The sequence below is a fragment of the Alkalicoccobacillus gibsonii genome (assembly GCF_016798245.1).
Lineage (GTDB): Bacteria > Bacillota > Bacilli > Bacillales > Bacillaceae_D > Alkalicoccobacillus > Alkalicoccobacillus gibsonii.
On sequence record NZ_JAEUZA010000003.1, the window covers coordinates 574,207 to 599,076 of the forward strand.

Annotated in this window: 24 protein-coding genes; 20 read left to right on the top strand and 4 right to left on the bottom strand. The window is 42.0% G+C overall.

Translation table 11 applies throughout. The features are described from left to right. Positions 1-5: 5 nt before the first annotated feature. The 4 genes from JNO66_RS14605 to JNO66_RS14620 are packed head-to-tail and all read left to right on the top strand — an operon-like array spanning position 6 to position 5,135. Positions 6-1,190 (top strand): acetyl-CoA C-acyltransferase, encoded by a 1,185-nt coding sequence (locus JNO66_RS14605; RefSeq protein ID WP_203089196.1) that lies wholly within the window; start codon positions 6-8, stop codon positions 1,188-1,190. A gap of 30 nt (positions 1,191-1,220) precedes the next feature. Then, positions 1,221-2,993: an acyl-CoA dehydrogenase family protein gene (locus JNO66_RS14610; protein WP_203089197.1), complete on the top strand. Its 1,773-nt coding sequence runs from the start codon at positions 1,221-1,223 to the stop codon at positions 2,991-2,993. A 34-nt stretch (positions 2,994-3,027) separates the two neighbouring features. Next, complete coding sequence (locus JNO66_RS14615; protein WP_203089198.1) at positions 3,028-4,707, top strand: AMP-binding protein; 1,680 nt, start codon at positions 3,028-3,030, stop codon at positions 4,705-4,707. Between the two features lie 20 nt (positions 4,708-4,727). Further along, positions 4,728-5,135, top strand: coding sequence for a PaaI family thioesterase (locus JNO66_RS14620; RefSeq protein WP_203089199.1), 408 nt, complete (start codon positions 4,728-4,730; stop codon positions 5,133-5,135). A 30-nt stretch (positions 5,136-5,165) separates the two neighbouring features. Here JNO66_RS14620 and JNO66_RS14625 read toward each other — a convergent pair whose 3' ends face one another. Together JNO66_RS14625 and JNO66_RS14630 are read right to left on the bottom strand one after the other, a co-directional pair. Further along, complete coding sequence (locus JNO66_RS14625) at positions 5,166-6,110, bottom strand: arsenic resistance protein (RefSeq protein ID WP_203089200.1); 945 nt, start codon at positions 6,108-6,110, stop codon at positions 5,166-5,168. Continuing rightward, complete coding sequence (locus tag JNO66_RS14630) at positions 6,103-7,029, bottom strand: AraC family transcriptional regulator (RefSeq protein WP_203089201.1); 927 nt, start codon at positions 7,027-7,029, stop codon at positions 6,103-6,105. Before JNO66_RS14630 ends, JNO66_RS14625 begins: the two co-directional genes overlap by 8 nt. Before the next feature lie 142 nt (positions 7,030-7,171). On the opposite strand from JNO66_RS14630, the gene JNO66_RS14635 reads away from it, so the two are divergent. From JNO66_RS14635 to JNO66_RS20650, 11 genes are all read left to right on the top strand, one after another. After that, entirely contained in the window at positions 7,172-9,103 is a 1,932-nt protein-coding gene (locus tag JNO66_RS14635; protein ID WP_203089202.1) for a glycoside hydrolase family 127 protein, read from the top strand. 17 nt (positions 9,104-9,120) lie between these two features. Then, positions 9,121-10,470, top strand: a complete 1,350-nt coding sequence (locus JNO66_RS14640; protein ID WP_203089204.1) for an ABC transporter substrate-binding protein — start codon at positions 9,121-9,123, stop codon at positions 10,468-10,470. Between the two features lie 20 nt (positions 10,471-10,490). Next, positions 10,491-11,426 carry a carbohydrate ABC transporter permease gene (locus tag JNO66_RS14645; protein WP_203089206.1) on the top strand — a complete coding sequence of 312 codons (936 nt, stop codon included), beginning with the start codon at positions 10,491-10,493 and terminating at the stop codon, positions 11,424-11,426. After that, positions 11,426-12,253 (top strand): carbohydrate ABC transporter permease, encoded by an 828-nt coding sequence (locus JNO66_RS14650; protein WP_246483292.1) that lies wholly within the window; start codon positions 11,426-11,428, stop codon positions 12,251-12,253. The genes JNO66_RS14645 and JNO66_RS14650 overlap by 1 nt, the downstream gene beginning before the upstream one ends. Before the next feature lie 279 nt (positions 12,254-12,532). Continuing rightward, positions 12,533-13,405 carry a cation diffusion facilitator family transporter gene (locus JNO66_RS14655; RefSeq protein ID WP_203089383.1) on the top strand — a complete coding sequence of 291 codons (873 nt, stop codon included), beginning with the start codon at positions 12,533-12,535 and terminating at the stop codon, positions 13,403-13,405. A 153-nt stretch (positions 13,406-13,558) separates the two neighbouring features. Further along, positions 13,559-13,831 carry a hypothetical protein gene (locus JNO66_RS14660; RefSeq protein ID WP_203089208.1) on the top strand — a complete coding sequence of 91 codons (273 nt, stop codon included), beginning with the start codon at positions 13,559-13,561 and terminating at the stop codon, positions 13,829-13,831. 96 nt (positions 13,832-13,927) lie between these two features. Continuing rightward, positions 13,928-14,431 (top strand): GNAT family N-acetyltransferase, encoded by a 504-nt coding sequence (locus JNO66_RS14665; protein WP_203089209.1) that lies wholly within the window; start codon positions 13,928-13,930, stop codon positions 14,429-14,431. 106 nt (positions 14,432-14,537) lie between these two features. Next, positions 14,538-14,936: an HIT family protein gene (locus JNO66_RS14670; RefSeq protein WP_273753738.1), complete on the top strand. Its 399-nt coding sequence runs from the start codon at positions 14,538-14,540 to the stop codon at positions 14,934-14,936. Next, positions 14,933-15,352 (top strand): GNAT family N-acetyltransferase, encoded by a 420-nt coding sequence (locus tag JNO66_RS14675; RefSeq protein WP_203089210.1) that lies wholly within the window; start codon positions 14,933-14,935, stop codon positions 15,350-15,352. Before JNO66_RS14670 ends, JNO66_RS14675 begins: the two co-directional genes overlap by 4 nt. Positions 15,353-15,355: 3 nt before the next feature. Beyond that, positions 15,356-16,327 carry a GNAT family N-acetyltransferase gene (locus JNO66_RS20645; RefSeq protein WP_246483294.1) on the top strand — a complete coding sequence of 324 codons (972 nt, stop codon included), beginning with the start codon at positions 15,356-15,358 and terminating at the stop codon, positions 16,325-16,327. 11 nt (positions 16,328-16,338) lie between these two features. Next, complete coding sequence (locus JNO66_RS20650) at positions 16,339-17,184, top strand: GNAT family N-acetyltransferase (protein WP_246483295.1); 846 nt, start codon at positions 16,339-16,341, stop codon at positions 17,182-17,184. A 32-nt stretch (positions 17,185-17,216) separates the two neighbouring features. Here JNO66_RS20650 and JNO66_RS14695 read toward each other — a convergent pair whose 3' ends face one another. Then, positions 17,217-19,430 carry an MMPL family transporter gene (locus tag JNO66_RS14695; RefSeq protein WP_203089211.1) on the bottom strand — a complete coding sequence of 738 codons (2,214 nt, stop codon included), beginning with the start codon at positions 19,428-19,430 and terminating at the stop codon, positions 17,217-17,219. 207 nt (positions 19,431-19,637) lie between these two features. On the opposite strand from JNO66_RS14695, the gene JNO66_RS14700 reads away from it, so the two are divergent. Further along, a complete protein-coding gene (locus tag JNO66_RS14700) occupies positions 19,638-19,829 on the top strand; it encodes a hypothetical protein (RefSeq protein ID WP_203089212.1) in 192 nt (63 codons plus the stop codon). Positions 19,830-19,969: 140 nt separating this feature from the next. Beyond that, entirely contained in the window at positions 19,970-21,091 is a 1,122-nt protein-coding gene (locus JNO66_RS14705; protein ID WP_203089214.1) for an NADH:flavin oxidoreductase, read from the top strand. 44 nt (positions 21,092-21,135) lie between these two features. Here JNO66_RS14705 and JNO66_RS14710 read toward each other — a convergent pair whose 3' ends face one another. After that, positions 21,136-21,807, bottom strand: a complete 672-nt coding sequence (locus tag JNO66_RS14710; protein WP_203089215.1) for an NAD(P)H-dependent oxidoreductase — start codon at positions 21,805-21,807, stop codon at positions 21,136-21,138. A gap of 151 nt (positions 21,808-21,958) precedes the next feature. On the opposite strand from JNO66_RS14710, the gene JNO66_RS14715 reads away from it, so the two are divergent. The 3 genes from JNO66_RS14715 (at position 21,959) to JNO66_RS14725 (ending at position 24,854) form a co-directional block, all read left to right on the top strand. After that, on the top strand, positions 21,959-22,141 hold the full coding sequence (locus tag JNO66_RS14715; protein WP_203089217.1) for a hypothetical protein: 183 nt from the start codon (positions 21,959-21,961) through the stop codon (positions 22,139-22,141). Then, a complete protein-coding gene (locus tag JNO66_RS14720; RefSeq protein ID WP_203089219.1) occupies positions 22,138-22,806 on the top strand; it encodes a Type 1 glutamine amidotransferase-like domain-containing protein in 669 nt (222 codons plus the stop codon). Before JNO66_RS14715 ends, JNO66_RS14720 begins: the two co-directional genes overlap by 4 nt. A 164-nt stretch (positions 22,807-22,970) precedes the next feature. Then, complete coding sequence (locus JNO66_RS14725; RefSeq protein ID WP_203089220.1) at positions 22,971-24,854, top strand: serine hydrolase domain-containing protein; 1,884 nt, start codon at positions 22,971-22,973, stop codon at positions 24,852-24,854. Positions 24,855-24,870: the final 16 nt, after the last annotated feature.

Below are 24,870 nucleotides of genomic sequence, written 5' to 3' on the forward strand. Positions count from 1 at the left end.
ATGGTATGAGAGAAGCGGTGATTGTTTCCACGGCTAGAACGGCTTCTGGACGAGCGAAAAAAGGAAGTTTGGCCGAAACACGAGTGGAAGACTTGGGCAGGGCGGTGCTTAATGCGGTGATTGAGCGGGCACCTGGGCTTAAAAAAGAGGATGTTGAGGATGTCATTTTAGGCTGCGCGATGCCTGAGGGAGAACAAGGTCTAAACGTGGCACGGATTATTTCTTTGTATGCGGGCTTTCCGGTTACCACTCCTGCACTCACGATTAATCGGTTTTGTTCATCTGGTCTTCAATCGATTGCGTTTGCTGCAGAGCGAGTCATGCTAGGGCACGCAGAGGTTGTTATTGCTGGGGGAGTAGAAAGCATGAGTCATGTACCGATGACAGGCTTTCACTTTTCGCCTCATCCAACGATTGCCGAAGAGTTGTCTGAAGCTTACATGGGAATGGGCTTCACAGCTGAAGAAGTGGCGAGTCAGTTTGATGTATCAAGAGAAGATCAGGATGCATTTGCAGCCAAGAGTCATCAAAAAGCGCATGAAGCTCATGTAAATGGCTTCTTTAAGGATGAAATTATCGCTGTTCACACATCTAAAAGTGGTGTAACAGAGGATGGGAAACGGTGGGAAGAATCCTATACCTTTGATGAAGATGAAGGCATTCGAGGAAACACAACAAGTGATATTCTGGCTACACTTAAGCCTGCATTTAAAAGAGGGGGATCTGTCACGGCAGGAAACTCATCGCAAATGAGTGATGGTGCTGCAGCTTGTGTCGTCATGAGTAAGGAAAAGGCAGAGTCTTTGGGATTAACCCCCCTTGCCACATTTAAGTCATTTGCGGTAGCCGGTGTCGAGCCTGAAATTATGGGTGTAGGTCCAGTGGAGGCTATTCCAAAAGCCCTTCAGATGGCGGGCATCACTCAAGCAGACGTTGATTTGTTTGAGATTAATGAGGCGTTTGCTTCTCAATGCTTACACATCATTCGTGAGCTTAAAATTGATGAAGATAAAGTGAACGTGAATGGTGGAGCGATTGCCCTTGGGCATCCACTGGGTTGTACAGGAGCAAAATTAACATCTACCCTCATTCATGAGTTAGGTCGCCGTGGCGGCGGATACGGTGTTGTCTCAATGTGTATCGGTGGAGGAATGGGAGCAGCGGGTGTATTTGAAATTCACGCAACATAATGTAATCAAATTCTAGGGAGGTTGTCTGTGATGTTAAAATCAGTGACTGGCGGAGGATTTATTATTGAAGAAGTGGATTATCAAGCAGTTGTTACTCCGGATCAATTAACAGATGAGCAACGAATGATTGCTGATACCACAAAGGATTTTGTTGAGCGTGAGGTTCTTCCACACGATGAACAGCTGGAGGGTCTTGATTACGAATTAACTGTGGATTTGATTCGAAAGGCTGGCGACTTAGGATTACTTGGTGCAGATGTTCCTGAGATGTATGACGGCATGGAACTTGATAAAGTCAGTTCTACGCTAATAAATGAGCGATTGTCGAAGGCTTCTTCCTTTGCCTTATCTGTAGGGGCACATGTTGGAATTGGAACGCTCCCAATCGTGTACTTTGGAACAGAAGAACAAAAGAAACGCTATCTGCCAGATTTAGCGGCTGGACGAAAGATTGCGGCTTATTGTTTAACAGAGCCTTCCTCAGGCTCGGATGCACAAGGAGCAAAGGCCAATGCAGTGCTATCGGATGATGGAACACATTATATTTTAAACGGCACCAAGCAGTTTATTACGAACGCAGCCTTCGCAGACGTTTTTATCGTGTATGCCAAGGTGGATGGTGAACAATTCAGCACCTTCATTGTTGAACGCACGATGGACGGTGTTAGCATTGGACCTGAGGAAAAGAAAATGGGGATTAAGGGCTCTTCTACGTGCCCGTTAATTCTAGAGGATGTGAAAGTGCCAGTCGAAAATTTATTATGGGAGGTGGGAAAAGGACATTTAATTGCGTTTAACATTTTAAATATTGGCCGGTTTAAATTAGCTGCGGGAAGTGTGGGCGCAGCGAAGGAAACGATTGAGCTATCTGCTGATTATGCAAACGAGCGTACCCAATTCGGTCGCCCAATCGCCTCGTTCCCATTAGTTGCTCAAAAGCTTGCTGAAATGAATGTGAAGACCTATTTGCTTGAGAGTATGGTGTATCGGACTGCAGGATTAATGGATGAGGCAATGAAGGATATTGATTTCAGTAAGCCCGATGCAGGTGTGGTTTCTGCAAAAGCCATCGCTGAATATGCCTTGGAGTGTTCCATTAATAAAGTATTTAGCTCAGAGGCTTTGGACTTAATCGCTGATGAAGGGGTTCAACTACATGGAGGCTACGGTTACATTCAAGAATACAAAGTAGAGCGTATTTATCGTGACTCTCGTATCAATCGTATTTTTGAAGGGACAAATGAAATTAACCGCCTTTTGATTCCAGGAACGTTAATTAAACGAGCGATGAAGGGGCAGCTTCCGCTTATGGAAAAAGCTGAAGCTCTTCAATCCGAGCTATTATCAATGGTTCCAGGCCAAACATTTGATGAAACGCTAGAGCAGGAAGCTCATTTAATTGAAATGGCTAAGAAAATGTTTCTTCTAATAGGAGGTCAGGCGGTTCAGAAATACCAGCTTGAGCTTGAGCGTGAACAGGAGCTTCTTAGTAACCTAGCGGATATGATGATCCAGATCTATGTGGTTGAGAGTGCCTATGCGCGCACCAAACAATTGATTGATCAAAGAGGTGAGGAAAAAGCAGCCACAGCCATTGCAATGACAGAGCTTGCTGTTCACGAAGCATTTGATCAAATTGAGTCGCTTGCCAAAGAATCACTTGCCTCGATGGAATCTGGTGATATGCTACGCACGCAAGCATCCATTCTTAAGAAATTAGGACGCAGAACACCTATCAATGTCACAGCAAGAAAACGCCAAATCGCCGAAAAAGTCGCGTATGCAAAGAAGTATGTTGTGTAATGTTTGAGCAAAACACCAAAAAGGGGTGTTGATCATGCAGGACAGGATTTGGTTAACCCATTATCCAAAACAAGTTCAACCAACGTATGAGTATCCGAAGCAGCATTTGGCTCAGTTTTTGCTAGATAGCGCCAGGAAATATCCTGAGAAGGAAGCGTTATTTTTTCTTGGAAAAACGGTGAAGTATAAGGAATTGCTTGATGCCACGTATCGGTTAGCCAACGGATTACAGTCGCTCGGCGTAAAAAAAGGGGACCGGGTAGCGATTATGCTACCCAATTGTCCCCAAGCCGTGATCGCCTATTACGGTGCCCTGCTCACAGGAGCCATCGTTGTCCAAACGAACCCTCTGTACACAGAACGGGAAATGGAGCATCAGTTAAATGATTCTGGTTCTACCTTCCTGATCACCTTAGATATTTTAGGAAGGCGCGCAGGGAATGTACTAGGTAAAACAGGTATTAAACACACCATTTTTACTTCTATCAAAGATTATTTGCCTTTTCCGAAGAATCTATTGTATCCGCTTACGCTTAAAAAGGATGGCTTAACCATGAAAGTGGATTATTCAGACACCAAGCACTCCTTCAAGGAGCTACTGTCTCAGTCCACAAGCTCACCAGTCCTTGTCGAAGTGGATCCAGAGCATGACTTAGCCTTACTACAATACACCGGTGGCACAACAGGAGTGTCAAAAGGAGTTATGTTAACGCACCATAATTTGATTGCAAACACACATCAAACAAAAGCCTGGTCGTATCAAACAAAGGAGGGCGAGGAACGGTATCTAGCGGCTCTACCGTTCTTTCACGTATTTGGTATGACTGTGCTCATGAATCTCGCCATGCTTCAAGCAGGCATGATTGTGCTCTTACCAAAGTTCGATGCAGAAGCTACCTTAAAGGTGATCCAGAAAAAGAAACCAACGGTCTTTCCAGGTGCACCAACGATGTATATTGCTCTGCTTCATCATCCGTCTCTTCGCCAGTATGACTTGTCCTCGATTAACATTTGCATAAGTGGAGCAGCGCCATTACCTGGTGAGGTTCAGGAACAGTTTGAAGCGATAACAGGTGGGAAGCTGACAGAAGGCTACGGATTAACAGAGACCTCCCCTGTGACACATGCAAATAATATATGGGATAAGCGCAAACTTGGCTCGATTGGAATTCCTTTTCCTGACACTGAGGCAAAAGTTGTTCAATCAGATACAGGTGAAGAACTCGATGTTGGCGAAATTGGAGAACTCATCGTAAAAGGTCCTCAGGTTATGAAAGGCTACTGGAATGCAGAGGAAGAAACGGCACGAACGCTCAAGGATGGCTGGCTCTATACAGGTGATATGGCTCAATATGATGAGGATGGTTTTTTCTATATTATGGATCGTAAGAAAGACATCATTATCGCAGGCGGATTTAACATTTATCCTCGAGAGGTAGAAGAGGTCCTGTTTGAACACCCTGCTGTCATGGATGCAGTGGTAGCAGGTATTCCTGATGAATACCGTGGAGAGACGGTAAAGGCATTTATTGTCTTAAAGGATGGTGCTCAGATGGATGAAGAAGAGCTTGACCGGTTTTGCCGAGAACGGCTGGCAGCTTTTAAAGTTCCTCGAAGCTACGAAGTGCGTGAGTCTTTACCAAAAACATTAATCGGAAAAACGTTGCGTCGTAAAGTAGTAGAAGAAGAGCAAAACAAGCAGCAAAACGCGTAAAGGGAAAGGAGTGGAATGCCATGGCTCGCGCATCAGAAGCCTTTTTAGAAAAAGCCACATCGCTTGCTGAGAAAACGTTTTGGGGATATGTGGGGTGTGAGATGATAGAGCTCGAGGAGCAACGAGTCGTTGTTGAGCTCGATGTCGAACCGCACCATTTAAATTTAATTGGAATTCTTCACGGAGGTGTTCATGCGACGATGCTTGATAGTGCGATGGGGATCCTCGTAATGGCAGCTCACTCCGATGCTAAGATGGTGACCACTAATTTAAATATCCACTATTTAGCTCAAGCAAAAGAAGAGAGAGTGCGTGTAGAAGCTGAAATTGTTCATGAGTCAAGGTCGATGATGACAACGGAAGGAAAACTACTGAATGAATCAGGCGATCTATGTGCATTGGCAACGGCAACCTTCAGAAAAAGTTAAAGGGGTAGGAGCACTGAGACATGGGTGCTCCTATTTCTTGATTCGAAGTAAAAGCTGCGCAACCAGAGCTAAAACAGGCAGTTCAATGAGTGGGCCAATGACAAGGGCAAGGGCAATCACTGGTTGATCTGGGAAGGCTGTAATCGCAACAGCAAGCGCAACGGGAGAGTTGCGAGCAAGCGTTGTAAAGAGCAGACTTACGGTATCTTTTTGAGTCATCTTCATCCAACTCGCAACATAATATCCAAGAATCGCGTTAATTAAAAAATAGAGTAGGATGGGTATGAATAAAAGGAACAAGACGTCCAAGTTTGTCCACAAATACGTTCCTTGAGATGCAAACATTGCGACAACAGCTAAGCATAACCACACTAACTGAGAAGAAGAGAAAAAAGGAACAAGTCGCTTTTCAAATGCTTCTTGACGATGTTTAAAAAGAAAACGCGTGAGTTGAGCCAATGCGAACGGCAGGATAAAAACAAGAAGTACACTTTCAAAAATAGTCGAAAGTGAGAGCGCCCCTTCCGTTCCTGCGAATATCCACAAATACAAAGGCAATAACAAGATTTGAAGAATTAGATTTACAGGTAGAACTGAGGTAGCCAGTGTCACATTCCCTCTGGCAATTGATGTGAAGATTAAGTACCAATCTGTGCAGGGTGTAACCATGAGCATCATAAATCCAATCCACAGAGCAGGATGTTCTGAAAGAAAAAGATATCCCAATCCCCAGGCAAGAATCGGTGTCCAAATGAAGTTAAGCCCCAGGCTTGTCCCCAAGAACGGAAGATGTCCAAAAGACTTTTTTAATTTATGGAATGGGATCGTTAAAAACAATCCATAAAGCATCACAAGCAAAAATGGGAGAATAAAAGCCCCGGAATGCTCAGCAATGATCGAAACCTCTCCTATGCTTAGTCCAAGTACGATGGATAATACAATAAGAAGAGTTTGAAACTTTTCAAGTTTACTCAAGATGCTTGTCCTCCAACACAGACCCTAGTTCGGTTAACCGAATGCGGTAAAAGGCTTTTCTGAATTCCGATGGCGTCATGCCTTCGGTTTTTTTAAATAATCGCATAAAGTATTTTTCATCTTCAATTCCTATGGATAAGGAGATCTCTCGTATACTTTTTCGAGTGCTTGAGAGAAGGTCTTTAGCTTTTGTTATTTTAACGAGATTAATATATCGCTGCAAGGACATACCAATCTTTGATTTAAACTGTCTTGATAAATAATTGGGATTGTAATGAAAGTGCTCAGCAATCCCTTGGACAGATTGCTCTCTATCAGCATTTACGCGAATCCATTCAATGATATGTACAAGTTCATGATCAAGTGGACGCTTCTTCTGCCTATAAGAATCAATTGTTTGATTGGACAATTCAATTAATAATGATGTCATGAGATAGCTTGCAGCAAGATATGCATGCGCACCTGCTTGTGACAGATCGAGCAGTTGATTAAAAAGAATGTTGAGTCGTTCAATACTAGGTGGTTTTGAGTAAGTAGGAATATAGATGGTTGGACTGAATGTCTGACTTGAAGGCTCTTGAATCATACTTGCTAGCTGTTCCTTCTCATGGTCAATTGAAATGTAGCTGGCACGTTCATCTTCTAAATAAAAGTGAAACCAATAGTAGGAAAGAGGCGAAAGACTATGAGAATATCCGATATGTTGGACGCCTTTTTTTAATAGAAGCGTTTTTCCTTTTGTTAATGCGTATACTTGTTTTTCTTGTTGGATCTCAAGTGTCCCTTGAATACCAATTAAAAGGACGTAGCTGTCAAGTGTTCGTGTTGGATGACGAAAGGGACGGGAGGTTTCTACTCGCCCACATGACGCAAATTGAACAGGTTTCGTTGCTCGAATGGTTAGATAATGCGCTGTCATCGAATCACTCCATCCAATGGTTTCTTAGAGCGTATTAAAGAAATGTGAAAAAGTCCACCTATTCTATACGATGTGCTACCGACAAGCCAGGAAAGATTTGGTACGATTCTTTGTAAGCGATTTCAATTAGAGGAGGATAAATATGACAGTTCATTCAAAACAGCAGGTTAAGCTTACCGATTCATTTTGGTGCAGGTATCAATCCCTTGTAAGAGAGAAGGTTATTCCTTATCAGTGGCAGGCACTAAACGATCAAATTGAAGGTGCGGCGCCAAGTCATGCCATTAAGAATTTCAGAATTGCTGCAGGCGAAGAAGAAGGAGAGTTCCATGGTTTTGTCTTTCAAGATAGTGATGTTGCAAAGTGGATTGAAGCGGTAGCTTATTCTCTAGAGACGGAGCGCGATCTAGAGCTTGAGAGAACATGTGATGAAGTGATTGATTTAATTGGGAGAGCGCAACAGCCTGATGGCTATCTTAATACGTATTACACCGTAAAAGAACCAGGGAAACGCTGGACAAATTTGCGAGATAACCACGAATTGTATGTAGGCGGGCATTTCATTGAAGCGGCCGTTGCCTATTACGAAGCAACGGGTAAGAAGAAGCTACTGGATATCATGTGTCAATTTGTCGATTATGTCGATACGATTTTTGGAGACGGAGAAGATCAGATTCGTGGGTACGATGGACACCAGGAAATAGAGCTCGCATTGATCAAATTATATCGTGTGACTGAAGAAATAAGATATTTAAAGCTTGCACAATTTTTCATTAATATCCGAGGTGAACAACCGCATTTCTTTAATCTTGAAGCTGAAAAGCGTGGAGATAAACCGCACCGCTGGTTTCATGACAGCTACAGTTATTCACAATCCCATCTACCAGTGAGAGAGCAGGAAGTTGCCAGTGGTCATGCTGTTCGTGCAGTTTACATGTATACAGCCATGGCCGACTTAGCCAATGAGCTAGATGATGAAAGCCTTAAAAAAACATGCCAAACGTTATGGAATAATGTCACTCAAAAACAAATGTATCTCACGGCAGGAATTGGTTCAGCTGAGTTTGGAGAAGCATTTAGTTTTGATTATGACCTGCCAAATGACCTCTCCTATACAGAAACATGCGCATCAATCGGCCTCGTTTTTTGGGCGCAGAAAATGCTTGCACTTGAAGCGAATGGTGTATACGGCGATGTGATTGAGCGAGCCATCTATAACGGCACCATTAGTGGGATTCAACTTGATGGGACTAAATTCTTTTATGTTAATCCTCTTGAAGTATGGCCGAAGCAGGCAAATCATCGTCATGACTATAAGCATGTGAAAGCAGAGCGACAGCCTTGGTTTGGATGTGCCTGCTGTCCACCAAACATTGCTCGCTTAATTACGTCCATCGGTTCATATGTGTATTCTGTTCGCAATCACATCGGATTTGTCCACCTGTACATTGCAAGTGCAACGGCATTTACACTAGGTGACACGAGAGTGGAGGTAGCTCAAACATCAAACTTTCCGTGGAGTGGAGACATTCAATTTACTGTGAACCCTGAGCGAAGTGTTGAAGGCACACTTGCTTTTAGAATCCCTGGATGGGCAAGGTCATTTTCACTGAAGGTAAACGGGGAAGAAGCACATACTCAAGTGAGTAAAGGATACGCTTATGTGACACGTACGTGGAATCAAGGGGATGAGATTCATCTCGAGATTCCCATGGAGATTGAACGAATGGTAGCTCATCCTAATGTAAAAGCGAATGCAGGTAAGATTGCATTGCAACGCGGTCCGGTTGTGTACTGTTTAGAGCAAGTGGATAACGGTGAAAACCTAGCATGTATAGAGATTAATGGAGATAGCTTAATCGAAGAGCGTTTTGAGGAAGAGCTTTTAAATGGCGTCATGGTTCTAAGCGGAAAAGCGAAGAGAACTGAGGTTACAAGTGATGTGGGTCAAGCGCTCTATATGAGAACCGAGGATGTGAATACAAGCGAAACGACATTTACCGCCATTCCTTACTATGCGTGGGCGAATCGCGGTGAGGGTGAGATGACTGTTTGGGTTCGGAGTGGGAAGTAAAATCGAGGGGGGATTGTATGAAAACTGTCTACATGACAAGTCTTTTTTCAATCTTAATTCTGTTAACGGGTTGCTTTTCATCTAGCACCAGTTCATCAACTGAGACATCTCTTCGGTTTACGTATTGGGGCGGACCGCTCGAGCGAAAAGCGATTGAGACGCTGATAGATGATTTCAACCAAAAGCATCCTACTATCGAAGTGCACGGTCAACTCGTTCCAATAAACAACTATGTGGAAAAAATGAATGTGATGGCTGCATCAAAAACATTACCTGACGCGGGCTATTTTCCAGAAGGGAGCTTATATCCATGGGTAGAAAACGAAATGCTTCAGGACTTAACTCCCCTCTTAAAGTCGGATCAAACCGAGGAAAAGCTAGATTACACTTTATATCAGTTTAATGATGGACCAATTGCAGGAGGCAGTGTCGCAAACGAAGTGATGAATCTTTATTACAATAAGGATTTATTTGAAGAGGCTGGTGTGGAGCTTCCCCCGACTAAAGCAGAAGATGCCTGGACCTGGGATGAATTTGTAGAAGTTGCAAAGGAGCTAACCGTTGATCGAGATGGACGGAATGCAAACGATGCTGATTTCGATTCTTCAAGGATCGAAACATACGGAGTGAGTAACTTCACTGGTTGGATTGATTCGTTTCTATATAGTAATAATGGTGGTTTTGTAAGCCAAGACGGTAAGGAGCTATTAATTCAATCTCCAGAATCAATTGAGGTTCTACAGGAAGTTGCCGACTTGATGTATGTTCATCATGTAATGCCAACGCCATCAGACGCCTCAACGGTTCCTGCTACAGACACTGCTATTTTAACCAAGCGTGTAGCGATGGTTGTTGATGGACAATGGGCCATGCAGGAGCTAGGACGTGCGACGCTTGAAGATGGTTTGAACCTAGGAATCGGAGTACTACCTTACTTTCAAAAAAATGCAACAACAAATTATGGAACACCTATTGTAGCTTTTGAGACGGGAAAAGATGAAAAGCATCAAGAGGCTGTTGATACGTTTTTAGCTTTTATCATGAACCCTGAAAATGTTATGTTGCTTATCAATGAAGGACTCTGGATGCCAAATGAAAAAGCTTGGTATGAAGATACGGATAAAATTAATCGATGGATTGATACCCCCATTCACCCTGCTGAGTATGAAGAAGCTGTTATCGATTGGGCTAGAGAACATGTTGTACAAAACGCTAACTACTTCTGGGAAGATCGACAACAAGCTGGGGATATCATTGGCCCTGCATTGGACCAATTATGGTTGAATAATAAGACGGCTGAAGAGGTAGTGGAAGAAGATATTTTGCCTAGAATGGAAAGACAGTTTGGTGATAAATATGAGTATTGATCAGAAAGGGGAAAGTATGTATGAAGCTTGAACCAGCTGTCAATTCAAAAGTCATCAATAAGAAAAAGAGTCCACTAAGAAGAAAAGAAAGCATTGCTGGATATCTATTTACACTTCCAGCCATTCTAGGGTTAATCCTTTGGACGATAGGACCTATCATTGCCAGTCTGATTTTGAGCTTCACTGATTATAAAGTAATTGCCTCATCCATAAGTTGGATTGGGTTCGAGAACTATATCCGAATTTTCACAGAAGATCTTTACTTTAAACAATCAGTGGTCGTAACCTTTTACTTCGCCTTTGTTAGTACGTTTGCTACATTAGGGGCCGCGCTTTTTGTTGCGTTATTAATGAATTTGAAGGTGAAAGGGCAGTCTGTCTGGCGTACGATTTATTATTTGCCTGTTCTAGTGCCAGCAGTCGCGTCAAATATTTTGTGGATGTGGTTGTTTAATCCAGAGTTTGGCTTATTAAACAGTATTCTACGTCTCTTTGGCCTTCCAACCTCCATGTGGATTTTTGATGAAGTAACTGTCATTCCATCCCTCGTCTTACTAAGTATCTGGGGATGTGGGGGTGCTGCTTTAATCTTTCTAGCTGGACTCCAGGACGTACCAAAAGATCAAATGGAAGCTGTTGATTTAGATGGGGGAAACGTTTGGCATAAATTTAGATATGTCACGATTCCAACGTTATCACCTATTATTTTCTTTAACTTAATCATGGGATTGATCGGTGCATTTCAAACATTTAATCAGGCCTATATTATGACTGGTGGTGGGCCTAATAATGCAAGTCTATTTTATGTTTATCTTATTTACCGCGAGGCTTTTGTTAACAGCAATATGGGGTACGCTAGTGCTTTAGCATGGATTCTTTTTCTGGTTATTTCCATCTTTACACTCTTTATCTTTAAATGGGGAAGAAGCTGGGTGTACTATGGAGGTGGAAGATAATGCAAAAGAGTTTATTTCGGGCAACAGCTTGGATTTTGCTTTTACTTGGTGCGGTAATTTCTCTTATTCCGTTCTTTTGGTTGATAAGAAGCTCTCTGATGACAACAACCGAAATCTTTGCATTTCCTCCAAAACTCCTACCTGAACAGTGGTTATGGGGAAACTTTGTTGAGATTTTTGATGTAGTGCAGTTCGGACTCTATTTTAAAAACACATTGTTCATCCTGATTCCAGTATTAATTGGTACAGTCGCAACGAGCTGCTTATGTGGGTATGGATTTGCTAGACTTCGGTTTCCTGGACGAGATATATGGTTCGCCATGATCCTAGCAACCATGATGCTTCCTCCCGCTGTTACGCTTATCCCTACCTTTATGGTATGGACGGAATTGGGAGGGATCAACACCTTTTGGCCGCTCGTTTTTCCTAGCTTTTTTGGTGGAGGGGGGTTCTTCATCTTTTTGATGAGGCAATTTTTCATGAGCATACCAAAAGAATTAGATGAAGCAGCTCTCATTGACGGTGCTAATTACTTTCAAATATTCTTCTTAGTATTGTTGCCATTGGTTAAGCCAGCCTTACTGGTCGTAGGTTTCTTCACATTTACAAACGTCTGGAATGACTTCTTTGGCCCGCTTATCTATTTAAATGACGAATCAAAATTCACGCTTGCCCTTGGACTCCTGCAATTACAGGGATCCTACACCTCAGATTGGAATCTAATCATGGCAGCTGCAGCTGTAATGACGCTTCCAGCGATTGTTTTATTCTTTATTGGGCAGAAATACTTTGTTGAAGGAATTACGTTAACCGGAATCAAAGGGTAACACATATAGATAAGGCCTCCTTTAATGATAAGGTGGCCTTTTTAGATTTTGCAGGAGCCGGAATTAACGATGAGGGGCGGAAATCAACGAAGAGAGGAAAGAATCAACAAAGAGGAGCGGGAATCGACGAAGAGAGGAAATAATTAACAAAGAGGAGCGGAAATCAACGAACAAATCACCTCACCCCTCCAGCCTGAATCATTTCTTAAGGAATCAGATGAGATCCTGTCGGATAGACTATAAGGAGGAGTATGACAGCAAGATATAAAAGAGGGTGAGATCTTGAGGACCAGTAGGATTGCGTTTTTGTCGGTGATGAGTAATACATTTGTCGTGGCTTTGAAGATTGTTGTGGGATTGATCACTGGATCAGTGGCCGTGCTATCGGAAGCTATTCATTCATCGCTTGATTTAATGGCATCATTGATTGCTTTTTTCTCCGTTCGTATATCTAAGAAGCCTGCAGATTCTGTGCATCCTTATGGACACGGAAAGGTTGAGAATCTGTCTGGTACGATTGAGACGATTTTGATTTTTGTTGCAGGCATTTGGATTATTTATGAGTGTGTGCATAAGATTATTCATCCAGAGCCGCTGCAGCTACCTTTGCTTGGGGTGCTTGTGATGGTGGTTGGTGCGACAATTAACTTTATTGTGTCAAAGGTCGTTCGGAAGGAAGCGGATCGTGTTCATTCGGTTGCGATGAAATCAAATGCGCTTCATTTGCTCACGGATGTGTACACATCTCTAGGCGTTGCCGTCAGTTTACTCTTAGTTACGTTAACAGGATGGTACATTCTTGACTCTATTATCGGGATGGTCCTTGCTGTTTATATTATGATTGAAGCTTTTAAATTAATGAAAGAAACATTTCCACCTTTGATTGATTCTCGCTTAACCGAAAGTGAAGAGTCTGCTGTACTTAAAATTATTGAGAGCTTTAAGGAAGAATACTTAGAAGTTCACAACTTTAGAACAAGACGATCCGGACCTCAGGAGTATATTGATTTTCATTTAGTAGTTCCATCCGATGCAAGTATGGGCGATGTTCATGAACTTTGTGACCGAATGGAAGGAAAGATTGAGAAGGAATTTCCTCACTCTGAGGTATTCATTCACCCAGAGCCAGAACATGAACGAGAGAATAAGTAGAGACCAGATCATGCATCTGGTCTTTTTGCATTGTGTAATTTTATCTAGAAGGGTTTCTCTTTTCGTCTAGGTGGGAACAGTACATTATATTCATACAAATGAGAGACCAAGCTGATGCAACTTCAGACAAGTCAGAAATGAAGGATGATAAAGATGAACACAGGAAAAAAAATATGGATAACCATTCTCTTTGCAATTGGTGGAGGGGCCATCACAGGACTAGTTGGCTCGGGTGTATTATTCTTAATTGAATCCATTTGGCCGGACGGTTTAATAGCCGATCTCTCAGTAGGAACAACCTTCTTAGTTACCGTACTACCTGGTATTGTTGCTTCCTTCTATTGGTCATTTTTCTATATAAAGAAACAAAAAAACGAAACCAAGCACTTGGATGATCATATCCCTAAAAACGAACAAAAGTTTTAAAAAAGGCCTTTTTAAAAGGTCTTTTTTTGTGAGAAAAACTTACATAGCTATTTCTGAACTAAATGTTAATTAGTAAACTAGGTATGGAGGTGCAAGATGAGTTTACAGATTAAAGAACTTGAATCCATTCAACCTTATAAAAATGAGCTTTCATCCATACTAATTGAAACGGTTAATCAAGGAGCTTCTATTGGCTTTCATTTGCCGATGAAGGAGGCAGAGGCAGAGGCGTTTTGGGACAGTTATCAACCGGACGAGTACCGGGTCACATTAGGCGCCTTTCAAGAGCAGCGCCTTGTTGGCACAGTCAGTCTTGAATTGATTAAGAAATCGAATGGAAGTCATCGCGCTGAAGTTTGCAAGCTGATGGTCCACCCGGGTGGTAGAAGATTAGGTGTGGCAAGAAAATTAATGACCGAACTAGAAGAAATAGCAAAGCATCATAATAGAAGCTTACTTGTGTTAGATACGAGAGAAGGAGATCCTTCAAATAAACTCTATATCAGCTTAGGCTATCAGTTAGCAGGAACGATACCTGGCTTTGCAAGTAATGAAAAAGGAGAGCTTGAAGCGACCAACTTATATTATAAAAACATATAGATATATTCTTTCAACTCACCATTGGTGGGTTGTTTTTGTTTTTTATATAGGAGAAACCAGGTGGAATGTAGAAGGGATTAGGAGTGAAACGGAAGGGGGAATAGCCGTGGGAGATCATTGTGTGTTTTGTAATCCAGAGCTTGATAGGGATCAGCGGATCGTGATGAGTAATGAAACATGTCTATTTTTACAATTGCATTCCGCTCAAAAGCAAGGTGCACCTCTTAATGGTTCGGGTGTTATTGTACCGAAACAGCATCGAGACAACACGTTTGATTTAACAAAAGAGGAATGGAACGATACCTTTTCTCTTCTCAAATTGGTTAAAGAACAGCTAGATGAAACAGTTAAACCGGACGGCTATAATATTGGATGGAACTGTGGAGAAGTGGCAGGGCAGCATCTCTTCCATGCGCATCTCCATGTATTGCCTCGTTACAAGGATGAACCAATGGCTGGAAAAGGGATACGCTATTTGTTTAAAAATCAGGGAGGGAGTCTATGATTCGACTTGCTACATTAGATGATGCCCAAGATATTGCTCAATTAACATTGCAGCTTGGATACAACATACGTCAGGAGACTGCACGGAAAAGACTCACTCATCTTCTTAGTGCAACTGATCATGCGCTATATGTGTTTGAAAATAAAAACTCACTCTCAGGTTGGGCACATATTTACATAAAGCGTTTAATTGAACTCGAATATGCCGAAATCGGTGGAATCGTCGTTCAGAAAAATAACAGGAGATCAGGTGTTGGGTTGAAGCTCATGCAAGCCTGTGAAGAGTGGGCTAAAGCAAATAAGATAGGTGAGGTAAGGCTCCGTTCTGGTGAACAACGAGCAGAGGCTCACACGTTTTACTTGAACCTTGGGTATGAGCATGTTCGGAATCAAAAAGTGTTTATAAAGATGGTGTAACATATGAAGCTAACAGATGACGAAGCAAAGTCATTCGGTGTGGCGACCAATCATGAGAGGATGATAAATGGCGAGCATCGATTTAGGCTGAACCATGTTGATGGAAGTTCTTATTGTCGGACAGAAGCAACTGACGCTGGGTGGCAAAACAGTCATTACCATAAAGGAGTTACAGAATGGTACGTTGTGCAAAGCGGCTGGATTGCTTATGCTGAACAAACGTCTTCAAAAGAATGTCACTTGACCATTTTAGAAGAAGGGGAAGGGATCACTGTCCGGCCAATGGTTCCACATAACATTTTTATGTCAGAGAACAGTGTGATCCATACCGTTAAAGCGGTAAAAGACAAGCTAGATAATGACTGGTTTGCTTCTCCAGAACTTGATGCTTATACTTCTCAGTTTACGAGTGAAGATTTATTTGATAAAAGAATGATGAAAAGTCTCCGGTCCACACGCCTTTCTCTACGTGAGTTCTCTTATTCTGATTGGAAGTCCATTCATGACTATGCGAAACGTCCAGAAGTGAGCAGGTATCAGGTGTGGGAACCTCAAAGTGAGACCGATTCGCAACATTTTTTAGCAGAACGAATAAAGGCATCGATACAAAAACCTAGATCTCAGTTCGCTTTTGCCATCATTGAAAAAGAGGCCAATACACTGATTGGCTCTGTTGAATTAACAATAAGAGATGTCAAACATCAAACCGCAGAGCTATCATACATTCTTCATCCAGACTACTGGGGGAAGGGATATGCAACGGAAGCAGCAGGTCTGATGCTTTCATTCGGGTTTTCTGAAATGAACCTTCATCGAATTTATGCAAAATGTGATCCTCGTAACAAAGGATCAGAGCGAGTGATGCAGAAAATTGGTATGGTATGGGAAGGGAGATTACGAGAAGATCTGCTCCTATCAGAGGGCTGGAGAGACTCGCTTATTTACAGTATACTTGCACGCGATTACAACTCATGAGGAGGCAACATATGTATACGATTCGCACACTTCATCCATCCGAACATGACTTTTTAAAAGAGATGCTGTATGAATCAATCTTTATTGAGGAATCAAAGAAACCATCGGTCGAGGAGCTTTTAAATTCAAAGGAGCTGCTTAAGTACCATGTAAACTGGGGGATGCAAGGGGACCGTGCTCTGGTTGCTGTTAGCGAAGAGGACGAAAAACTTGGAGCGGTCTGGTATCGTTTGTTGCAAGGAGAAAAAGCTGGCTACGACTATGTCGATGATCTGACACCGGAGCTTGGCATTGTCTTAACGAAAGAAGCACGTGGAAAAGGCGTTGGTAGAGCGCTAATGGTCCAGATCATGAAGCAGGCTAGAGACGATCAGTTTAAGGCACTGTCATTGAGCGTGGATCCCGAGAACGAAGCTGCAGTCGAGCTTTATATGAGCTTGGGATTTGCTCAAGTGGGGATGGAAGGAACGTCTTTAACCATGGTTGTTCAGCTAGAAGAAGGAGAAAGGATTCAGCAGTTTCGTGAATTGGAAGAGAGCCATTTACAACCGGACGTCCGAAAATCTCCAGAAAAACTTAACTTGATCTTAGCTGATGCGTTTCTTGAATTTGGTAGCTCAGGAAAAGCCTTTGGGAAGAAAAAATGTCTTGAAGAAGGTATAAGCCAAGATATCATGGTCATGCATCAATTCAAATGCAACCTAGTAACTGATGATGTGGTGTTAACGACCTATCATATTCATAACCGTACCAAAGACCAGTGGACATTACGTAGCTCTGTTTGGAAGCAAATAGAGGGAAGGTGGCAGCTGTATTTTCACCAAGGCACGTTTCGTGATGAAACAAAAAACAAGTGAGACGGATCTCTCGCCTCACTTGTTCGTACGTTTTATTTCTCTGTGTCCAATGACTCTGATTTTTCTTCCATTTGCTTAGATGGCCAGAATGCCCATTTGCCAAGCAAGCTTGTGATAGCTGGTACAAGTAATGGTCTAACAATAAAGGTATCAAGTAAGACACCAATGGCTGTAATTAAACCAAATTGTACAAGTACTTGAATAGGAAGAGTAACGAGTACAGCAAAGGTTCCTGCGAGTATGATCCCCGCTGAGGTAATGACGCCACCACTTTGACCAACACCTTCTGTGATGGCCGCTTTAATTGGACGTCCACGTTTTTTCTCCCAAATATTTGAGATCATTAAAATGTTATAGTCTTCACCAAGAGCTGCGATGAATACGAAGGCGTAGATTGGTATTAAGGCTGAGATCGCTGGTACATCAAAGCCATAATGTAGAATGGCCCAACCGAGCCCTAGTGCACTTGTGAAAGAGATTAAGACTGTTCCAACTAGATAAATCATCGCAGTAATGGAACGTAAATAGATGAGAAGTAAAATGGATACAACAACAACGACAAGAATAATGATGTTTGTTTGATCTTTTTCAATCACCGAACGTTGATCAATTTGCTCAGCTGTTTGACCAGCAACCCAGACATCACTTAGTTCATAGTCATCTTTGATATTTGCTACACCTGCTTGAATGGATTCAAGATCATCCATTGCCTCATTGCTGTATGGATTTTGATCTAATTCCAATTGATACATCACAATATTTTCATCCACTTCACTTACTTCAGGTTCTTCAACTTTGGCTACACCGCTTAGGTTTGCCAAATCCTCTGTTAAGTCCACGTCTTCACCTGCCGTATCAAAAACAACTTGAACAGGTGCTAAGTCTCCTGATCCAAAGCCTTCACTGATGATGGAAAAGCCTTCTCGAGACGGAGTATCTTCTGGGAAGGAAGACAATGTGTCATAAGAGAAGTCGATTTGAGTGATGAATAGTGAGCTTCCGATTAAAAGCACCATCGTGATGATCACTGTTCGAATCGGTTTAAATGCTGCAAACTCTCCGATGCGGTGCCAGAAGGTTGATTGCTTGTGTTTTTTCACTTTCTTGTTCTTCTGTTTCGCACGTTTTTCTTCCATGTCTTCTGTTCTTGGAACAAATGGGAAGAAGGCTGTGCGGCCAATCACACTAAGTAGTGCTGGTACGAGTGTTAATGAAGAAATCATCATGATAAAGATCGATACGCCAAATGGTACAGCAAAGTTTGTAATCGTCGCGTATTGCGAAATTAACAGTGACATTAATGCAGCTACAACTGTTAATCCACTAATACCGATCACACCAGCCATATCAGATAATGCTAAGCGAATGGCCTTCAGCTTGCTCTTCTCTTCATATAAGAACAAACGGAACCTAGCGATTAAGAACAAGCAATAATCTGTTCCTGCTCCAAATAATAATACCGTCATAATAGCGATACCTTGTGAATCATAGGAAATGATTCCTTCTTTCGCTAACCAACCGAGTATGGGTGTAGCTACTGCATAAGCCGCACCTACAGCAAGCAACGGGATAAACGGAAGAATAGGCGAACGATAGATAAGTAAAAGAATCACAAGGACAAGTAAAACGGTCCCGATTAATAACGTTACGTCTGCGTCTGCGAATAACTCGGTTGCATCTACGCTAATTCCAGCTGGGCCAGTGGCGCGCGTGACCAATTCGTCTGAATCCAATGCAGCACTAAACGGATTATCTGATAATATCTCAGTGGCTCTTTCTTCGATTTCAGTTAGTCCTGCCTTCGTGTCTTCTGCTGTGGCATTACTTTTAAATAGAATGGTTTGAATAAACGTTGTTCCATCCTCTGAAATCTTTTCCTGTAAAGCAGGAAGCGGAATATCCTGATATGGAATAGCCATTTCTTGGGCTTCCACTTCATTATCAGTCATACTTTGAGAAAGCTCTTGAATAGCAGCCAAATCCTCTTCTTCTAAACCAGATTCCCGGTACCATGTAATTAATCCCGGTAAGCCATCGTTATTTGGAAAGTACTCTTCCATTATGCTTGCAGCTTGCATGGAAGGCTGATCTTCAGATAACGGTTCAATTGTATCGTCTGTGTAGTCTCCTGATGGAGGAAGTAAAAGCTGAAATGCAATAATAGCTAAAATCCAAACCCCGATTGTAATCCATCGGCCTTTCTTACTAACGATTGCATGTACGATATTTGTCAGTGCACTTCTCATGGTTTTCTCCTTTTAGTTTATAATCCTTATCAATTGATAAGGTTAAGGTCTAATAGGGTTATATCACGATCGAAAAAACTTATCAATTGATAAGGTGTGTGATGCGAAGAAATTTTATTTTTACTAACAACCCCTCCACACAATTGCAATAATTATGGAGGTTATGTACACTTAAGGTACAATTATCCATGGGTAGGAGTGAGAGTGGTGGTTCATCCAATTCTTGCAGGGTTATTCATTGCAATTGTTATTTTTGCTGATGTGTGGATTTTTGATGAGGATCAGAAAAGATGGGGTTGGTTAAAGTCCTGGTCAAAGCCAGCTAAGCTTACTTTATTCGTCGGAATCACGCTTCTATTCACCATCTTTTGGACAGCAGTCAGTTTAAAGTATGTTTAGATAAACGTTTTTACAAACTAACCGTGGACATTATGGGTACGGTTTTTCATATGGGGTATAGACTAATGAGCAACCTATTAGACAAGAGTTACGTTCACCCTTATAGTAGGGCAACGAATTATTTTCTGGAGGTATAAGTTATGAGTCAAATAAAAGGTATAGAAACATTGTTCCATCCCGTATCATTAAAAAATGTCATTATCCCTAATCGCATTGCGATGGCACCGATGACAAGAGCTTTTTCACCAAATGGAATACCAAATGGTGAGGTTGCTGCGTATTATCGAAGACGAGCGGAAAATGGAGTAGGCCTACTTATTACTGAAGGTACAGCCATTCCTCACCCGTCAGCTGTCAGTCATCAGGACATCCCACGCTTTTACGGAGAAGATGCTCTTGCAGGCTGGAGGAAGGTTGTTGAAGAGGTGCATGAAGCTGGTGGTATGATCATTCCTCAAATATGGCATGTTGGCGGCGCGCGTAAGAAAGGTGACCTTCCAAATGAAGAGGCGTTACCAGTGAGCCCATCTGGTTTAGATCTAGAGGGAAATGAGGTCACTGAACCGTTAACGAATGATGAGATTCAAGATCTCGTTGGGGCTTACGCACAAGCGGCTGCAAATGCGAAAGCGGTTGGATTTGATGGAATTGAAATTCACGGTGCACATGGATATTTAATTGATCAGTTCTTATGGGAGAAAACGAATAAGAGAACCGACCGTTATGGTGGAGACTTAAGGGGACGGACAACCTTTGCAAAAGAAGTCGTGGAAGCATGCCGAGAAGCAGTGGGTCCAGAATTTCTTATCGTCTTCCGTTTTTCACAATGGAAGCTGGGAGACTACGACGCAAAGCTAGCTCATTCCTCCGGGGAGCTTAAACAAATACTTGAACCATTATCTGAGGCGGGTGTGGATGTATTCCATGCATCAACAAGACGTTTCTGGGAAGCCGAGTTCAATGATGAATCAGATTCGCTAAACTTAGCTGCTTGGACGAAAAAGCTAACAGGTAAACCAACAATAACCGTAGGCTCGTTAGGACTCGATCATGCTTTTAGAGATGAACAAGGTACCTCGCATGAAACAAGCGTAAGAGAGAATATGGAGAAGCTAGTTGAAAAGATAGCGGACGATGAGTTTGATCTAGTAGCTGTAGGGCGGGCACTTTTAGCTGATCCTGAGTGGGCGAAAAAGTTAAAGGATGATGACCTAGAACAAGCGGTCCCGTATACGAGAGAGTCTGTTCAAACACTATACTAATTAGTAAAAGCCGTACACACTACCATGATGTGTACGGCTTTTTTCTATACCCACTTCACAATGTCATTAAGTGGTTGTCTTGTTTTCTCTCTAGCTGGTTCCGTTTCTCTATATCCGAAGGCTGCCATAACAGAAACGTTCCATGTGTCCGTATCAACAATGCCTTCGTCTGCTAGAATGTTGTTTACAGCCTCTGGAAGATATCCTTCAATTGGACATGAATCAATTCCAATCTGTGCAGCGGAAGTCATCATATTTGCAAGAGCGATATATGTTTGTTTGCTTGCCCAGTCAAAAAGAGAGCGTTCAGATTCAAATAGATTCTGGCTATCATCTTGGAATGCTTTGTAACGTGGAAGAATGTCTTGGATCATTTCTTCAGGAATTTGTTTCACGTTCTTATGAATGTTATAGACGTAATCTGAATCATATCGTGCATTCTTATGAGCAAGAATGACAACAAAGTGGCTGGCAGTATCTAACTGACCACGTGCACCAGAGGAAACTTCTTTCAGTTTCGCTCGAAGCTCTGGACTTTGAACAACTAAGAACTTCCAAGGTTCATATCCAACTGAACTTGGCGAAAGTCTTCCCGTCTCTAAAATGAAGTCAAAGTCTGAATCAGCTATTTTTTTGCTTGAATCAAATGATTTCGTCGCATGTCTGAAGTGAAATGCATCGATAATTTCTTGTTTCTTCTCTCTTGATGTTGTCATATCCAATCATCCCCTCGCAATAGGTTTCATTGCCTAAGAGTAGCGAAGTTTATCATTTGAGACAAGGAATTTGTTTTATACTTTTTGGAAGGGATCTTCCAAGTAGTGTAGAAGTGAATGTAGAGAGACTTTGTATGCGGGAGGAATTTAGGTGAAGAATTGGTCGTTTATTGCGCAGGGAATCGCTTCGGTTTTGTTTGTCATTCTTGTGTTTATGTATTTCATAGGTTCATGGAGAGCGGATCCTATTATTAAAATTTTGTTCTTTTTTATCATGGTCACATCTGTTTTTGGATTTGGAATAGAAACAAACAAAAGAGTATCAAAATCGTGAGGCAGGTCATTGCGCTTGGAGGTGGAGGGTTCTCTATGGAACCCAATAATCCAACACTTGATAACTATATCTTGGCTCAAGCAACTAAGCCCAAGCCTAAGATCTGTTTTATTCCTACAGCCGGTGGAGATCAGGACGGCTACATCGAGCGCTTTTACCGTGCTTTTAAAGAGAAGTCGTGTACACCAACTCACTTATCTCTATTTGACGCAAACTTTACAGACCTTGAAGCCTTTGTACTGGAGCAGGATATTGTCTATGTAGGTGGGGGAAGTACTCGAAACATGATGGTGCTGTGGAAGGAGTGGGGGTTAGATGTCATCCTTATAAAAGCTTATCAAAAGGGTTTGATTTGCGCAGGTTTAAGTGCTGGTGCCATTTGCTGGTTTGAACAAGGCTTAACCGATCCCTTAAACGGGTCACTTTACCCGATCAACGGACTAGGCTTGCTAAAAGGAAGTGTTTGTCCTCACTATGATGGAGAGAGAAAAAGACGTCCCGCTTATGAGCGGTTTGTACATGAGGGTGAAATGCTTGAAGGATATGGAATAAATGACGGCACCGCACTCCATTTTATTGATGAGGAACTACACCAATCAATTCAATCAACAGATAGAAGTGGTGCAGGATATGAAAGGGTAAGGCGAGGAACTGACAGCGCATAAGAACTATAAAGTAAGTAAGACAAAAAAAGACAGAGCGATCTGTCTTTTTTTGCTTGTCGAAATCTCTGTTAAAAAGCAGGTATTAACCAATTATTAGTCAAATATATACATAGATAAGGGGGACCGCCCATGAATGATGACATCATAGAAAGTGAGAGAGCTAAGTGAAGCCAAACAAAGGAACAATTGCATTCATCATTTTATGGTTATCCATTTTTCTATTTCCTTTGAACACCAATGCAACTGGACAAGAGACACCATCTGGGATTCCGATCTCGGACATTGAAGCAACAATTGATGAATATGTAGATGAATGGGTAGGAAACACAGCTGCTGGAGCAAGTGTCGAGGTCATCAAGAATCACGAAGTCGTCTTTTCAAAAGGATACGGCCTTGCGGATATTGATCAGAATGTGGAGATGAATCCAGATGAGACGATCATGGAATGGGGATCTGTAAGTAAGCTTCTTGTTTGGGTTTCATTGATGCAGCTTGCTGAGCAAGGAAAATTGGATTTATCAGATGATATCCAACCCTATTTACCTGATGGATTCCTTACAAAAGTGAGTAGAGAAGAACCCATTACGTTTCTAGATTTAATGCATCATACGGCTGGATTTGAAGACAATGTTTTTGATCTAGGCTTTCCTACACCTGAGCATGTGACAACGCTTGAGGAAGGATTAAAGGTCGCTGAGCCAAATCAAGTGTATCCTCCAGGAGAAGTGGTGGCGTATTCAAACTACTCAACTGCACTTGCCGCTTTTATTGTTGAACAAGTAACAGGGGAGCCTTTTTATGAGTATGTAGAAAACGAAATCTTTGAACCATTGAACATGAATCATACAGTTATTCATCCTACATTCAGTGGCAAAGAAGATCTGATGGAAAAAAAGGCAAAGGGGTATGTACTAACTGAACCCTCAGTATTCATTGAGTCAGACTGGTTCTATATGTCAATGTATCCGAGTGGTGGAGTGAATGGCACAGCCAGTGATTTGACCGCATTTGTTCAGGCTTTGCTGCCAATGGATGGGGAATTCTCTCCATTATTTAAGGAACATGAGACTCTTAATCAGTTTTTATCACAAAGCTATGCAGCTGATGAAACCATCAACGGGATCGCTCATGGCTTATGGGAATATGCGGGGGCCGCGCGAGGCTTGTACCACGGAGGGAACACAAACTCCTTCTCCAGTCATGTTCATCTAGTGCCAGACGAAGAGTTTGCGGTAGTGGTGCTGACGAATCAAGCGGGTGAAATGGAGATAAATTATGGTTTAACAGAGCTTCTTGTTGGAGCGGAACAAGTGGAACAGGAAGTAACGGTACAAGATTTACCACCTGCAATCGAAGGGTCCTTTCTGGCTACACGTAGACCGCAACATAGTTTTATTAAACTATATTTTGATTTGATGCCTTTTAAAATAAAGCCTTCAGAGGAAGACAAAATTGAGGTGCAATATGCTGGCTTCACAGGAACCTATCTGCAAACAAGTCCTAATACTTATAAGCTGGTTGAGGGAGATCTTGTCTTTCATTCGATGAAGCAGCTATTTGTGCAGATGGAGAACGCAAAAGTCAGCAAGATCTCAACGTCAATATCCGATTATGAACCGTATCCACCTGGGAAGAGTATGCCATATATTTTGATATACGGGATTCTAGCAAGCGTAGTTGCACTCTATTTTCTAGTGATCCCCATCATGTTATTAATAAAACGTATCAGAAGACAAAGCAAACATCGTATGTCAAAAGTATCAATTGGACATGGAATTCTTGCTTTAAGCGGCACTATTTTAATAGTTAATCTTCTGATCCTTGTGGCGCGTATGTTAATCAATGCCGCGCGGGCGTATTCAGAGGTCATGCCGCAGCTCGTTTTAAATGGCATAGTCACAGGTATTGCAGGAATCGCCATGCTGTTCATGATTGTGAATTGGCGTAAAACAAGATCAACGACTAAAGAGAAGATCATGTATATGTTATCAATAATCTTCATTGTGGTATTAATCATTCTTATGAGTGTGTTTCAATTTTATAGGTAATTAAATAGAAGAGGTG